This is a genomic window from Pseudomonas sp. No.117, from assembly GCF_054558395.1.
The window spans coordinates 298,204-311,108 of sequence record NZ_BAAJNP010000007.1 but is presented as its reverse complement, the minus strand read 5'-3'; the positions used below and the strand labels follow the sequence as shown (position 1 = coordinate 311,108).

Annotated in this window: 11 protein-coding genes and 1 tRNA gene; 6 read left to right on the top strand and 6 right to left on the bottom strand. The window is 65.7% G+C overall.

Translation table 11 applies throughout. From position 1 onward, the window contains the following. Positions 1 to 4: 4 nt before the first annotated feature. On the bottom strand, positions 5 to 1,003 hold the full coding sequence (locus tag ACYJP6_RS18705; protein ID WP_459476670.1) for an acyltransferase family protein: 999 nt from the start codon (positions 1,001 to 1,003) through the stop codon (positions 5 to 7). A gap of 477 nt (positions 1,004 to 1,480) precedes the next feature. On the opposite strand from ACYJP6_RS18705, the gene aptA reads away from it, so the two are divergent. The 4 genes from aptA (at position 1,481) to ACYJP6_RS18685 (ending at position 6,344) form a co-directional block, all read left to right on the top strand. Then, entirely contained in the window at positions 1,481 to 2,827 is a 1,347-nt protein-coding gene (gene aptA / locus ACYJP6_RS18700) for an omega-aminotransferase AptA (RefSeq protein ID WP_459476668.1), read from the top strand. A gap of 57 nt (positions 2,828 to 2,884) precedes the next feature. Then, the gene (locus ACYJP6_RS18695) at positions 2,885 to 4,378 is read left to right on the top strand and encodes a CoA-acylating methylmalonate-semialdehyde dehydrogenase (RefSeq protein ID WP_459476666.1); all 1,494 of its coding nucleotides are present in this window, start codon (positions 2,885 to 2,887) and stop codon (positions 4,376 to 4,378) included. 90 nt (positions 4,379 to 4,468) lie between these two features. Continuing rightward, the gene (locus ACYJP6_RS18690) at positions 4,469 to 5,206 is read left to right on the top strand and encodes a hypothetical protein (protein ID WP_459476664.1); all 738 of its coding nucleotides are present in this window, start codon (positions 4,469 to 4,471) and stop codon (positions 5,204 to 5,206) included. Between the two features lie 79 nt (positions 5,207 to 5,285). Beyond that, complete coding sequence (locus ACYJP6_RS18685) at positions 5,286 to 6,344, top strand: Gfo/Idh/MocA family protein (protein WP_459476663.1); 1,059 nt, start codon at positions 5,286 to 5,288, stop codon at positions 6,342 to 6,344. A 14-nt stretch (positions 6,345 to 6,358) separates the two neighbouring features. Here ACYJP6_RS18685 and ACYJP6_RS18680 read toward each other — a convergent pair whose 3' ends face one another. The 3 genes from ACYJP6_RS18680 to ACYJP6_RS18670 all read right to left on the bottom strand — a co-directional run bounded on the left by ACYJP6_RS18680 (position 6,359) and on the right by ACYJP6_RS18670 (position 8,402). Continuing rightward, the gene (locus tag ACYJP6_RS18680) at positions 6,359 to 6,901 is read right to left on the bottom strand and encodes an invasion associated locus B family protein (protein WP_459476661.1); all 543 of its coding nucleotides are present in this window, start codon (positions 6,899 to 6,901) and stop codon (positions 6,359 to 6,361) included. A gap of 74 nt (positions 6,902 to 6,975) precedes the next feature. Further along, a complete protein-coding gene (locus tag ACYJP6_RS18675; protein WP_459476659.1) occupies positions 6,976 to 7,314 on the bottom strand; it encodes a zinc ribbon domain-containing protein YjdM in 339 nt (112 codons plus the stop codon). A 74-nt stretch (positions 7,315 to 7,388) separates the two neighbouring features. Continuing rightward, positions 7,389 to 8,402 carry a sensor histidine kinase gene (locus tag ACYJP6_RS18670; protein WP_459476657.1) on the bottom strand — a complete coding sequence of 338 codons (1,014 nt, stop codon included), beginning with the start codon at positions 8,400 to 8,402 and terminating at the stop codon, positions 7,389 to 7,391. A gap of 263 nt (positions 8,403 to 8,665) precedes the next feature. Here ACYJP6_RS18670 and ACYJP6_RS18665 point away from each other — a divergent pair, with 263 nt between their 5' ends. Next, complete coding sequence (locus ACYJP6_RS18665) at positions 8,666 to 9,031, top strand: response regulator (protein WP_459476655.1); 366 nt, start codon at positions 8,666 to 8,668, stop codon at positions 9,029 to 9,031. A gap of 139 nt (positions 9,032 to 9,170) precedes the next feature. Here ACYJP6_RS18665 and ACYJP6_RS18660 read toward each other — a convergent pair. Both ACYJP6_RS18660 and ACYJP6_RS18655 read right to left on the bottom strand, forming a co-directional pair. Further along, a tRNA-Asn gene (locus tag ACYJP6_RS18660) sits at positions 9,171 to 9,246 on the bottom strand. A gap of 82 nt (positions 9,247 to 9,328) precedes the next feature. Continuing rightward, positions 9,329 to 10,531, bottom strand: a complete 1,203-nt coding sequence (locus tag ACYJP6_RS18655) for an amino acid aminotransferase (protein ID WP_459476652.1) — start codon at positions 10,529 to 10,531, stop codon at positions 9,329 to 9,331. Between the two features lie 244 nt (positions 10,532 to 10,775). On the opposite strand from ACYJP6_RS18655, the gene uvrB reads away from it, so the two are divergent. After that, positions 10,776 to 12,785 (top strand): excinuclease ABC subunit UvrB, encoded by a 2,010-nt coding sequence (gene uvrB / locus ACYJP6_RS18650; protein WP_459476650.1) that lies wholly within the window; start codon positions 10,776 to 10,778, stop codon positions 12,783 to 12,785. The last annotated feature ends 120 nt before the right edge of the window (positions 12,786 to 12,905 follow it).

The following is a 12,905-nucleotide window of genomic DNA, read 5'->3' as shown; positions in this document are numbered from 1 at the left end:
GACCTCAGGCGCCGATCAGTACCCGGCTGCGCTGGCGGGCAAGCTGCTTGACCACCCAGACCGCAGCGATGCAGCAGAGCAGGGTGATCAGCGTCAGGCACAGGCGGGTACCCAGGTACTGGACGAAATTCTGCTCACCCAACAGGCGACCCAGCACCCGATAGGCACCAGCCAGATAGCCGTGCAGGAAGTAGATGGCGAAGCTGTAGGCGCCGAGCAGGGCCATGCCCTTGGCCAGGCGGCTTTCAGCCCGTCCCGTCGCGCTGACCTGCTGGCTGAAGACAGCGAACAGCAGCAGGCACAGCGCCAGTTTCTGCAGGCCGTAGAAGGCGCTGTCGAGCACCGCCGCGCCGCTGAGCAGCACTAGGGCCGCCAGCAGCCAGTAGCGCGCCTGGGGTCGTTGCAGCCGCTCGCGCTGTTCGCAGGCCAGCATGCCGCACAGGTAGATCGGCAGGAAATGCAGCGCCGCCAGTAGCGGGTCGGCATCGTTGGCCGGACGGTTGGACACCAGGAAATACAGCAGGCCGACCATGGTGGCCGCGGGCAGGAGGCCGCGCTTGACGATCCACTCGAGGGCCGGCGCGAGCAGGAAGATCAGGGTCAGCGCCGGAATGAACCACAACGGGCCGAGGTGGGCGCCGGTCGCCAGCAGCAGGGCGGTCTGGGCGAAGGGCGGCCAGTCGTGGAAGGCGTTCATGTCGATCCACTCGTGGTCCTGCTTGAGTCCGGAGACATAGAGCAGCACGGCGGGGATCGAGATCAGCAGGTAGGGGAGGATGACGTTCTGCAGCTTCTTGCCCAGGTAGACCTGGTAGCTGTACTTGCCGAGGTTGTAGCGGAAGAAGAAGCCCGAAAGGGCGACGAAGATGCAGGTGGTTTCCAGTGACAGCAGGTTCAGGGCGATCTGCTGGTGCTCGGTGGTCTGGTAATTACCCAGGGTCATGTGGTGGAACACGATGAGAACGGCCGCCAGGCCGCGGATCCAGTTGAGCTGAATCAGCATGGAGAGGTTTCCTTGAGGAATAGGCTGGCCACGCGCTACGCCTCGAGAGAGGGGCACGGGCACGAACAGCGGATGGGATGGGCTACGCGGCAGAGACGGCGGACAGGCTACCGCGCCCGACAGGACTACGCGCCGGGAGGAGAGGTGAGGCAGGGGCCTCGGCGCCACGGGACTACAGCGGCGGGCGGCCAGCTTAAAGTGTTTCAGGCAAGTTACTGATTGCTAATCAATTTTATTCTTTTCTAGATGTTTCTTCGGGTAAGGGTTGGCATGGCCGAGCGCCTTTGGCACGGGAGCTGGACGGCGGCTGGTCTCGGCTGACGAGAGGACAGGAATGTCGGCTGGCTGCGGTGAATACCTGGATGACACAGGCAGAAAGGTAAGTTTTTCCATATCCAAGCGTGAGAGAAAAACCCTTTAACTCACGCAAGACTGGGCGCACTCTGCAGCCTCTACGTCCTCGTCCGAGACCCTGTCATGAACCAGCCGCTGACCGTTTCCCCGCCCGTCGCCGCCTCGCTCAACCTGCGCGCCCACTGGATGCCCTTCACCGCCAATCGCGCCTTCCAGAAGGACCCGCGCATCGTGGTGGCCGCCGAAGGCAGCTGGCTGACGGACGACCAGGGCCGGCGTATCTATGACAGCCTCTCCGGCCTCTGGACCTGCGGCGCCGGTCACTCGCGCAAGGAGATCCAGGAGGCCGTGGCGCGTCAGCTGGGCACCCTCGACTACTCGCCGGGCTTCCAGTACGGCCACCCGCTGTCCTTCCAACTGGCCGAGAAGATGACCGAGCTGACCCCGGCCGGTCTCGATCATGTCTTCTTCACCGGCTCGGGTTCCGAGAGCGCCGACACCTCGGTCAAACTGGCCCGCGCCTATTGGCGCATCAAGGGCCAACCGGCCAAGACCAAGCTGATCGGCCGCGCCCGTGGCTACCATGGCGTCAACATCGCCGGCACCAGCCTAGGCGGCATCGGTGGCAACCGGAAGCTGTATGGCTCCTTCATGGACGTCGACCACCTGCCGCACACCTTGCAGCCCGGCATGGCCTTTACCAGGGGCATGGCCGAGACCGGCGGTGTGGAGCTGGCCAACGAACTGCTCAAGCTGATCGAGCTGCACGATGCCTCCAACATCGCCGCGGTCATCGTCGAGCCCATGTCCGGTTCGGCCGGGGTGATCGTGCCGCCGGTGGGCTATCTGCAGCGCCTGCGCGAGATCTGCACCCAGCACGACATCCTGCTGATCTTCGACGAGGTCATCACCGCCTTTGGCCGCATGGGTCGTCACACCGGCGCCGAATTCTTCGGCGTGACGCCGGACCTCATGAACGTGGCCAAGCAGGTCACCAACGGCGCCGTGCCCCTGGGCGCGGTGATCGCCAGTAGCGCCATCTACGACACCTTCATGAACCAGGCTACGCCCGAGCATATGGTGGAATTCCCCCATGGCTACACCTACTCGGCCCATCCGGTGGCCTGCGCCGCCGGCCTGGCCGCGCTGGAGCTGCTGGAGCGGGAGAACCTGGTGCAACAGGCGGCCGAACTGGCGCCCAAGTTCGAAGCCTCGCTGCATGGCCTCAAGGGTACCAAGCACGTGGTGGACATCCGCAACTGCGGCCTGGCCGGCGCTATACAGCTCGCCCCGCGTGACGGAGATGCGGTGATCCGGCCCTTTGAGGCTGGCGTCGCCCTGTGGAAGGCCGGTTTCTATGTCCGTTTCGGTGGCGACACCCTGCAATTCGGGCCCACTTTCAACGCCAGGATCGAGGACCTGGACCGCGTCTTCGCTGCCGTCGGCGACGTCCTCAATCGCCTCGACTGACCCCCTTTCCGGCGCTTCCCATAGGAAGCGCCCACCTCTCGTACAAGGAGTCCCTTCATGAGCCTCAAGCATCTCATCGGCGGCCAGCTGGTCGACGGTGGCAGCCGTCGCGCGCCGGTCTACAACCCCTCCACCGGCGCGGTGATCCGCGAAGTGCCCCTGGCTGATGCCGCCACCCTGCAACAGGCCATCGATGCCGCCCAGGCCGCCTTTCCGGCCTGGCGCAACACCCCGCCGGCCAAGCGTGCCCAGGTGCTGTTCCGCTTCAAGCAACTGCTGGAGAGCAACGAAGAGCGCCTGGTGCAGCTGATCAGCGAAGAGCACGGCAAGACCCTGGAAGACGCCGCCGGTGAGCTGCGCCGTGGTATCGAGAACGTCGAATACGCCACCGCCGCACCCGAGCTGCTCAAGGGCGAATACAACCGCAATGCCGGTCCGAGCATCGACACCTGGTCCGACTTCCAGCCGCTGGGCGTGGTCGCCGGCATCACCCCCTTCAACTTCCCGGCCATGGTGCCGCTGTGGATGTATCCGCTGGCCATCGCCTGTGGCAATACCTTCATCCTCAAGCCCAGCGAGCGCGATCCCAGCTCCACCCTGGCCATCGCCCAGCTGTTCGAGGAAGCCGGCCTGCCCAAGGGTGTGCTCAACGTGGTGCATGGTGACAAGGAAGCCGTGGACGGACTGCTCGACGCCCCCGAGGTCAAGGCACTGAGCTTCGTCGGCTCCACCCCTATCGCCGAATACATCTATGCCCGCGGCACCGCCAAGGGCAAGCGCGTCCAGGCCTTGGGCGGCGCCAAGAACCACGCGGTGGTCATGCCCGATGCCGACCTCGGCAATACCGTCAATGCCCTGATGGGCGCCGCCTACGGCTCCTGCGGCGAACGCTGCATGGCCATCTCGGTGGCGGTCTGCGTTGGTGACCAGGTCGCCGATGCCCTGATCGCCCGCCTGGTGCCGGAGATCGAAAAGCTCAAGGTCGGCCCGGGCACCCAGTGCGGCCTGGACATGGGTCCGCTGGTCACCGGCGCGCACCTGGACAAGGTCACCGGCTACGTCGCCGACGGCGAGGCGGCTGGCGCCAAGCTGGTGGTGGACGGCCGCAGCCTCAAGGTCGCCGATCATGAAGAAGGCTTCTTCCTCGGCGGCTGCCTGTTCGACCAGGTCACCCCTGAGATGCGCATCTACCAGGAAGAGATCTTCGGCCCGGTGCTCTGCGTGGTGCGGGTCAAGAGCCTGGAGGAGGGCATCGCCCTGATCAACGCCCACGAATACGGCAACGGCACCTGCATCTTCACCCGCGACGGTGAAGCGGCGCGCCTGTTCGCCGACCAGATCGAGGTGGGCATGGTCGGCATCAACGTGCCCCTGCCGGTGCCGGTGGCCTACCACAGCTTCGGCGGTTGGAAACGCTCGCTGTTCGGCGACCTCCACGCCTACGGCCCGGATGGCGTGCGCTTCTACACCCGGCGCAAGACCATCACCCAGCGCTGGCCGCAACGCGAGACCCATGAGGCCTCGCAGTTCGCCTTCCCCAGTAACGGCTGACCGCCGAAAAGCCCATTCCTTGGCCTGACGCACAGCAGCCAAGCCAAGGAAGGCCTTACCCTTCGGCTGCCCTCAGTCGCCGAAGTCCCCATGCCTGCCCCTACCTTCACAGCCGTCGCCCGTCTCGGGTGTGTGATTGGCCTCGTTCTCGCCAGCCTGACCGGCTGCACCCGCCACACCGCCCAGGACATCGCCCAGCAATTCGGCAAGACCCGGCCCAGCGAATTCCTGCAGACCAGCTCCGACCGCCTGGCCACCCTCGCCATGCAGGCCAATCTGCAGAGCCTCTATCTGCTGATGAACAAGCTCTACCTGCGCAATCCCGCCGAGTGGAAGAAGACCGGCCTGCCGGACGCCGCCAGCGCCGAGCGCCAGATCCGCACGGCCATCGAACAGCGCCGCAGCCTGCCGGCCCTGGGCGGACGCAAGGACGTGGCGGCCTTGAGCTACGTCCTGGGGGACGATTATCACGGCGACCGGGTCGGCGCCTTCATCTACGCCATCGGCAGTATGATCATCGCCGCCCACGGCAACCGTACCGAGTTCTACATCACCGACGTGGTGGATGCGCGCTTCGTCAACAATGCCGCGCGCAACATCGAGAAGGCCACCTGGCTGCTCAACCAGCGCAAGAACGCCGCCGGCGAGCCGCTGCTGTTCGCCAACGAGATCTCGGAGGAGGGCAGCAACCTCAGCTTCGCCACCGAATTCGGCAAGATCGTCGCCCGTCTGGACCTGCTCGCCCAGTTGCTGGACGAGCGCTACCGGCGCATTGGCGTCAACTATGCCCAGAGCCTGCTATTCATCAACTTCCTGCCGGTGCAGTAGCGGCCGCGACGGGTGGACGGCGGATGGCTCGTCCCCTTAGATTCGACGGACCTCGATAACTACAACAAGGAGCTCGTTCATGGTCGCGGCACTGCGCATCGCCCTCATCGGCGCCGGCAACATGGGGCGTCAGCATCTCCATCATCTACGCCAGGTGCCGACGGCCCAGCTGTGCGCCCTGGCCGATCCCGATCCGGCGGTGAGCGAGCTGGCCAGGCAGTGGGCGGTGCCGTCCTTCGACGACCCCCGACGGCTGCTCGACGAGGTCAGGCCCGAGGCAGTCATCGTCGCCAACCCCAACGCCCTGCATGTCGCCACGGCGCTGGAGTGCCTGGAGCGGGGCATCCCGGTGCTGCTGGAAAAGCCCGTGGGGACCACCCCGGAGGAGGTGGCCAGCCTGTTGGCGGTTCAGGACGCTACCCAGGTGCCCCTGCTGGTGGGTCACCATCGCCGGCACAATCCGCTGATCGCGCGCGCCCACCAGTTGCTGCAGGCAGGCGCCGTCGGCCGATTGGTCACGGTCACCGCCCTCTGGCAACTGCAGAAGCCGGATCCCTATTTCGCCAATGCCTGGCGTCGCGAAGCCGGGGCCGGGATGCTGCTCACCAACCTGATCCATGACCTCGACCTGCTGCGCTACCTGTGCGGCGAGGTACGCCAGGTGCAGGCCTTCACCGACAACGCCCTGCGCGGCTATGCCAATGCCGACAGCGCCGTGATCAACCTGCAGTTCGACAGTGGCGCCCTGGGCAGCCTGACCGCCAGCGATGGCGCGGCGGCGCCCTGGAGCTGGGAACTCACTAGCGGCGAGAATCCGGTCTATCCCCGCCAGCCCGACCAGCCCTGCTATCTGTTCGCCGGTACCGAGGGCGCCCTGAGCGTGCCGCAGTTGCGGCTCTGGCGCTATGCCGAGCAGGGCGCCGGCTGGCATGAGCCCTTGGCGTCGCAGACGCAGGCCACGACCTGGGACGAAGCCTTGCGCCGGCAGCTGGAGCACTTCGTGCGCGTCGCGCGGAGGGAGGAGGCGCCGCTGGTGAGCGCCGCAGATGCCGCCCGTACCCTGGCGCTGGTGGCGGCCGTCGAACGTGCCGCCGCCAGCGGCAGCGCCCAGCGACCGGTCCTGCCCTTGGCGGATTGAGGCGTGGGGCCGCGTTACAGCGGCTTGGTCAGCTCCTTGGCGCGGTCGTAGGCCCTGGAGAAGCCCTTGAGCGACAGGCTTTCACTGGCGGTCTCGCCGTTGGCGACCGGGGTGGTCACCGTCAGGCGGCTGCCACGCTGCAGCTGCTTGAAGGCATCGCCGACGAATTCCACCGGCACCACGCAGCCCTGGGGGATGCAGGTATGGAAGGGACGGCTTTCCGAGCTGCGCTTGTCCACCTGCAGCGAGATCGGCTTGGTCACGGCCACGCCGAAGGGCAGCACCAGGATGCCGTCCACGCCTTCGCGATTGGGGCGCAACTCGGTGACCAGCATCCGCTGGCCCTTGGCGCTGTCCTTCTGCTGGGTGATGGAGCACAGCTGTACGGAGCGTTCCGCGGTACGGGCGATGCGGCAGATCACCTGCCAGTCGCCATACTTTTCCGAGACCGAGGGCTGCGCTTCCTGCTGGGGCGGCGGTGCCGACTGGGCGAAGGCCTGGCCGGCGAGCAGCAGGGGCGCGAGCAGCAGGGCCGGGCGGAGAAACCGTCGAGACATGAAAAATCCTTGGTAAGGCATTGAAGCCCCCAGGGTAGGCCATCGCTCCGCCAGCGAACACCCCGCCACGACGATCAGACCTTCTTGACGAACTCGGATTTGAGCTTCATCGCACCGATGCCGTCGATCTTGCAGTCGATGTCGTGGTCACCCTCGACCAGGCGGATGTTCTTCACCTTGGTGCCCACCTTGACCACCAGGGACGAGCCCTTGACCTTGAGATCCTTGATCACGCTGACCGTATCGCCATCCTGCAGGGTATTGCCGACGGCATCGCGGATCACCTTGGCCGCCTCGGTCGGATTGGCCTCGCCGGGCGTCCATTCATGGGCGCATTCCGGGCAGATCAGCTGGGCGCCGTCCGCATAGGTGTATTCGGACGCGCAGCGGGGGCAGGGGGGTAGAGCGGTCATGGCGAGGCACCTGGTTGGAAAAGCCGCGCATTGTATAGGGTTTTAGCCGGCGGAGGGGTGCCAGGGTGCCGCGCTCAGGCCGCCAGCTCCACCTCGACCACGGTGCCCTGGTCGTTGCGATAGAGCGCCTTGCCGCCCAGCTGCTCGGCCAGGCTGTTGATGATCTTGAAGCCCAGGCGCTGGCTGGTGCGTGGATTGAAGTGCGGCGGCATGCCGCGGCCATTGTCGGCGATGCGCAGTAGCAGGCGCTGGTCCTCCTGGCGCTGCAGGCTGATGTTGATCAGGCCCCGCTGGCTGTCGTCGAAGGCGTGCTTGAGCGAGTTGGTCACCACCTCGGCCACTAGCATCGACAGGGTGGTCAGGCGCGAGAGATCGAAATTCAAGGGCTCGGCGCTGATGGCGCAGGTCACGTGTGGCAGCCCGGCCGTCGCCAGCAGGTCGCTGGTCAGCAGGTGCAGATGGTGCGCCACCGGCTGGTCGGCATCGGCGGGATCGTGCAGTCGCCGGTGGATACGCGAAATGCTCTCCAGCCGTGACCGCGCCTCTTCCAGGGCCTGGGAGGCCTGGCTGTCCCCGGGCAGCTTGAGTTGCTGCAGCATCAGCAACGAGGCGATGAACTGGATATTGTTGGCGACCCGGTGCTGCAACTCCTGGAACATGGTCGTCTGGACGTTGTAAAGGTCGTGGATGACCTGCTGCTCGGCGCGCAGTCGGGTACCGGCCGTGTGCATGTAGTGGATCAGAGCGATATCGACGCTGACGATGACCACGTAGAAGACCAGCGCCAGCACGCCCTGGCCATTGATCACGAATGACCAGTGCGCGGGGATGAAGAAGTACCAGGCGGCCAGGCCGGAAAGCACGGCGCAGAGGCTGCCGGCGCGGGTGCCGCAGAAGAAGGCGGTCAGGATTACCGCCGGAAAGAAGGTCAGGTAGGGAAAGCCCTGCAGCAGGATGTCGTCCAGCGCGAAACGGGCGCCCAGCGCCAGGGCGAACGCCAGCAGGGCCAGCCCATAGGCCAGCGCCGGGCGAGCTCGGATCGTGCTGCTGAGATCGCTGATCCAATGACGGCGAGACGACGGATCCAAGGCTCTGACCTGCGGGTTAGACGGCGGCGGCGCAGCTTAACGCAAAGCCGCCTCGCTCGGGGGAATGACGGTATCAAAGGTGGCTTTGCCTGACCCGGCGGCGATAACCTGTACAGGACTTGGACCAGGTCCGGTCCCGGCGGCCGGCCTGGTCCCTAGCGGCGGGCAAATCTTGTACAGCCGGTCCTTTGGTCGTACAGGGCAGGACGGCAGCGAAACGCAAGGGTCAGACCTTTGCACCTTACCCATCACAGGATCTGCTCATGAGTCGCCAGCGTGTGCTAGTCGCCGAAGATGAGCCTGTCCTGCGCGATCTCCTGCAGGAGCTCTTCGAAGACTGGGGTTACCAGGTCTACGCCTTCGGCAGTGCGGACGCCGCCTGTGCCTTCCTGCAGACCGACCAGCCCCAGCTGGACCTGCTCTTCACCGACGTGCGCATGCCCGGGATCCTAAGTGGCATCGACCTGGCGCTGCAGGCCCGCAGCCGCCAGGCGAGCCTGCCCATCGTCATCACCTCGGGGTACTGCGACGAGAACCCGGCCAGTGCCGCCCATGCCACCTTTCTGCCCAAGCCCTGGGATCTGGATGCCCTGTACCGGAGTTGTCCGGCCGCCAGGGCGCCCTGGTAATGCGCGAGAAGGCGCTGGACGGCTGGATATCGAGGCCAGCCATGGCGCCTGCTGCACTGGGCATCTGGGGCTAGCCGGAGAAACCGCGCCCATACGAAAAAGCCCGTAGCGGTTACCCGCTACGGGCTTTTTCAGATTCTGGCTCCGCGACCTGGACTCGAACCAGGGACCCAATGATTAACAGTCATTTGCTCTACCGACTGAGCTATCGCGGAACAACGGGGCGTATCTTACTGATAGATAACGGGAAGTCAAGCCTCGGCGGCACCCGGGACGAGGGCCGCCGAAGGGGCCGCCTCAGCCCTTCAGGACCGCGGCGATGGCCTGGATGGTCGGCGGCAGATTGCGCTCGTTCAGCGCCGCGACGCAGATGCGTCCGGTGCTGACCGCATAGATGCCGAAATCGCTCTTCAGCCGCTCGACCTGCTCGGCGGTGAGGCCAGAGTAGGAGAACATGCCGCGCTGGGCATTGACGAAGGCGAAGTCGCGAGTAGCACCGGCAGCGGCCAGGCCTTCCACCAGGGCATTGCGCATGGTGCGGATCCGCTGGCGCATCTCGCCCAGTTCGGTTTCCCACAGGGCGCGCAGCTCCGGATTGCTCAGCACCGTAGCGACGATGGTGGCGCCATGGGTCGGCGGGTTGGAATAGTTGGTGCGGATCACTCGCTTGACCTGCGACAGCACCCGGGCGCTTTCCTCGCGGCTCTCGCTGACCAGGGTCAGGGCACCGACCCGCTCGCCGTATAGCGAGAAGGACTTGGAGAAGGAGCTGGAGACCAGGAAGGTCAGGCCGGAATCGGCAAACAGGCGCACGGCCTGGGCGTCTTCCTCGATGCCGTCGCCAAAGCCCTGGTAGGCGATGTCGAGGAAGGGCACCAGGTTGCGCGCCTTGACTACGTCCAGCACGGCCTGCCAGTCGGCCGGCTGCAGGTCCACCCCGGTGGGGTTGTGGCAGCAGGCGTGCAGCACCACCACCGAGCGCTCCGGCAGCGCCTGGAGGTCGGCCAGGAAGCCTTCGCGATTCAGGCCGTTGCTGGCGGCGTCGTAGTAGCGATAGTTCTGCACGGGAAAGCCGGCACCCTCGAACAGGGCGCGATGGTTTTCCCAGCTCGGGTCGCTGATGGCGACCACGGCGTCCGGCAACAGCCGCTTGAGGAAGTCGGCGCCGATCTTCAGCGCACCGGTGCCACCGACGGCCTGTACGGTGATGGCGCGGCCGTCCCGCACCAGGCTCGACTCGGCACCGAACAGCAGGTGCTGCACGGCCTGGTCATAGGCGGCGATGCCTTCGATGGGCAGGTAGCCACGCGGCGCCTGGGCGGCCACGCGCTGCTTCTCGGCCTCGGCCACGGCGCGCAGCAGCGGGATGCGGCCCTGCTCGTCGTAGTAGACCCCCACGCCCAGGTTGACCTTGTGCGGACGGGCGTCGGCGTTATAGGCCTCGTTCAGGCCAAGGATGGGGTCGCGGGGTGCCATTTCGACGGCGGAGAACAAACTCATGGGGCAGGGGCTCGAATGAGGGGTGAAGGGAAGGGCGGAACGCTAGGAACAGGAAGTATAGCCCCCTGCAGGCGCCCTCGCGACCCGACCTCCGTCGAGTGTTCCTGACGTGTGGCGGCGCTGGCGCATTGCAAAAGAGCGCTTGCGACCTTACCTAGGACGTTCCAGCATTTTCCTCGTCCACACCGCCTGACCTTGCGCCAGCGCGGTGGTGTCCGTGCATTTTCGCGCTCTTGAGGCAGCCATGTCCGCATTCCAGCTTTCCACCCGCTACACCCCGGCCGGCGACCAGCCCGAAGCCATTCGCCAGATGGTGGAAGGCCTGGAGGCGGGTCTGTCGCACCAGACCCTGCTCGGCGTGACCGGCTCGGGCAAGACCTTCAGCATCGCCAACGTCATCGCCCAGGTGCAGCGGCCGACCATGGTGCTGGCGCCGAACAAGACCCTGGCCGCCCAGCTCTATGGCGAATTCAAGGCCTTCTTCCCGAACAACTCGGTGGAGTACTTCGTCTCCTACTACGACTACTACCAGCCGGAAGCCTATGTGCCGTCTTCGGACACCTTCATCGAGAAGGATTCGTCCATCAACGACCACATCGAGCAGATGCGCCTGTCCGCCACCAAGGCGCTGCTGGAGCGCAAGGACGCCATCATCGTCGCCTCGGTGTCGTCCATCTATGGCCTGGGCAGTCCCGAGGCCTATCTGAAGATGGTCCTGCACCTGGACCGCGGCGACCGCATCGACCAGCGCACCATCCTGCGCCGGCTGGCGGAGCTGCAATACAGCCGCAACGACATGGAATTCGCCCGCGCCACCTTCCGGGTGCGCGGCGACGTCATCGACATCTTCCCGGCGGAATCCGACCTGGAAGCCGTGCGTGTCGAGTTGTTCGACGACGAGGTGGAGAGCCTCTCGGCCTTCGATCCCCTCACCGGCGAGGTGATCCGCAAGCTGCCGCGCTTCACCTTCTACCCCAAGACCCACTACGCCACCCCGCGCGAGACCCTGCTGGGTGCCATCGAGAACATCAAGCTGGAGCTGGCCGATCGCCTGGAATGGTTGCGCAGCCAGAATCGCCTGCTCGAAGCCCAGCGCCTGGAGCAGCGCACTCGCTTCGACCTGGAGATGATCCTCGAGCTGGGCTACTGCAACGGCATCGAGAACTACAGCCGCTACCTCTCCGGGCGCGGTCCGGGCGAGCCGCCACCCACCCTTTACGACTACCTGCCGAGCAACGCCCTGCTGGTGATCGACGAATCCCACGTCACCGTTCCGCAGATCGGCGCCATGTTCAAGGGCGACCGCTCGCGCAAGGAAACCCTGGTGGAATACGGCTTCCGCCTGCCCTCGGCGCTGGACAACCGGCCACTCAAGTTCGAGGAGTGGGAGGCTGGGGCGCCCCAGACCATCTTCGTCTCGGCCACGCCCGGCCCCTACGAGGAAGAGCATGCCGGGCGCGTGGTCGAGCAGGTGGTGCGGCCCACCGGCCTGGTCGACCCCATCATCGAAATCCGTCCAGCCACCACCCAGGTGGACGACCTGCTGTCCGAGATCCGCCTGCGGGTGGCCAAGGAGGAGCGGGTGCTCTGCACCACCCTGACCAAGCGCATGGCCGAGGACCTCACCGACTACCTGGCCGATCACGACGTGCGGGTGCGCTATCTGCACTCCGACATCGACACCGTGGAGCGGGTGGAGATCATCCGCGACCTGCGGCTGGGGACCTTCGACGTCCTGGTGGGCATCAACCTCCTGCGCGAAGGTCTCGACATGCCCGAGGTCTCCCTGGTCGCCGTGCTCGATGCCGACAAGGAAGGCTTCCTGCGCTCGGAGCGCTCGCTGATCCAGACCATCGGCCGGGCAGCGCGCAACCTCAACGGCAAGGCCATCCTCTACGCCGACAGCATCACCGGTTCCATGCAGCGCGCCATCGACGAGACCGAGCGCCGGCGCAACAAGCAGCTGGCGTTCAACGAAGAGCACGGCATCGTGCCCCAGGGCATCAAGAAGGACATCCGCGACATCATGGAGGGCGCCGCCGCCCCGGGTGCCAAGGGCAAGCGCCGCGCGGCCAAGGCCGCCGAGGACCAGGGCGAGTACGCCAGCGAGCTGCGCTCGCCGAGCGAGATCGGCAAGCGCATCCGGCAGCTCGAAGAGAAGATGCTGCAACTGGCGCGCGACCTGCAATTCGAGTCCGCCGCCCAACTGCGTGACGAGATCCAGGCTTTGCGCGAGCGCCTGGTCCAAGTCTGAGAGCCTGTACACGTTCTGCTGCGCGTCGGCCAAGCTGCGTTGAAAATAGCTTCGGAATGCTCATTTACTACTCGTAAACTCCGCTTCCTCAGCCATTTTCGCCTTGCTTGGCTCTAGCTC

What these genes read in the sequence shown, in the direction of transcription:
- aptA (WP_459476668.1), top strand. Translation starts at nt 1,481, where the DNA reads ATGAACCAGCCGCTGACCGTTTCCCCGCCCGTCGCCGCCTCGCTCAAC.
- uvrB (WP_459476650.1), top strand. Translation starts at nt 10,776, where the DNA reads ATGTCCGCATTCCAGCTTTCCACCCGCTACACCCCGGCCGGCGACCAG.
- ACYJP6_RS18665 (WP_459476655.1), top strand. Translation starts at nt 8,666, where the DNA reads ATGAGTCGCCAGCGTGTGCTAGTCGCCGAAGATGAGCCTGTCCTGCGC.
- ACYJP6_RS18690 (WP_459476664.1), top strand. Translation starts at nt 4,469, where the DNA reads ATGCCTGCCCCTACCTTCACAGCCGTCGCCCGTCTCGGGTGTGTGATT.
- ACYJP6_RS18695 (WP_459476666.1), top strand. Translation starts at nt 2,885, where the DNA reads ATGAGCCTCAAGCATCTCATCGGCGGCCAGCTGGTCGACGGTGGCAGC.
- ACYJP6_RS18705 (WP_459476670.1), bottom strand. Translation starts at nt 1,003, where the DNA reads ATGCTGATTCAGCTCAACTGGATCCGCGGCCTGGCGGCCGTTCTCATC.
- ACYJP6_RS18680 (WP_459476661.1), bottom strand. Translation starts at nt 6,901, where the DNA reads ATGTCTCGACGGTTTCTCCGCCCGGCCCTGCTGCTCGCGCCCCTGCTG.
- ACYJP6_RS18655 (WP_459476652.1), bottom strand. Translation starts at nt 10,531, where the DNA reads ATGAGTTTGTTCTCCGCCGTCGAAATGGCACCCCGCGACCCCATCCTT.
- ACYJP6_RS18675 (WP_459476659.1), bottom strand. Translation starts at nt 7,314, where the DNA reads ATGACCGCTCTACCCCCCTGCCCCCGCTGCGCGTCCGAATACACCTAT.
- ACYJP6_RS18685 (WP_459476663.1), top strand. Translation starts at nt 5,286, where the DNA reads ATGGTCGCGGCACTGCGCATCGCCCTCATCGGCGCCGGCAACATGGGG.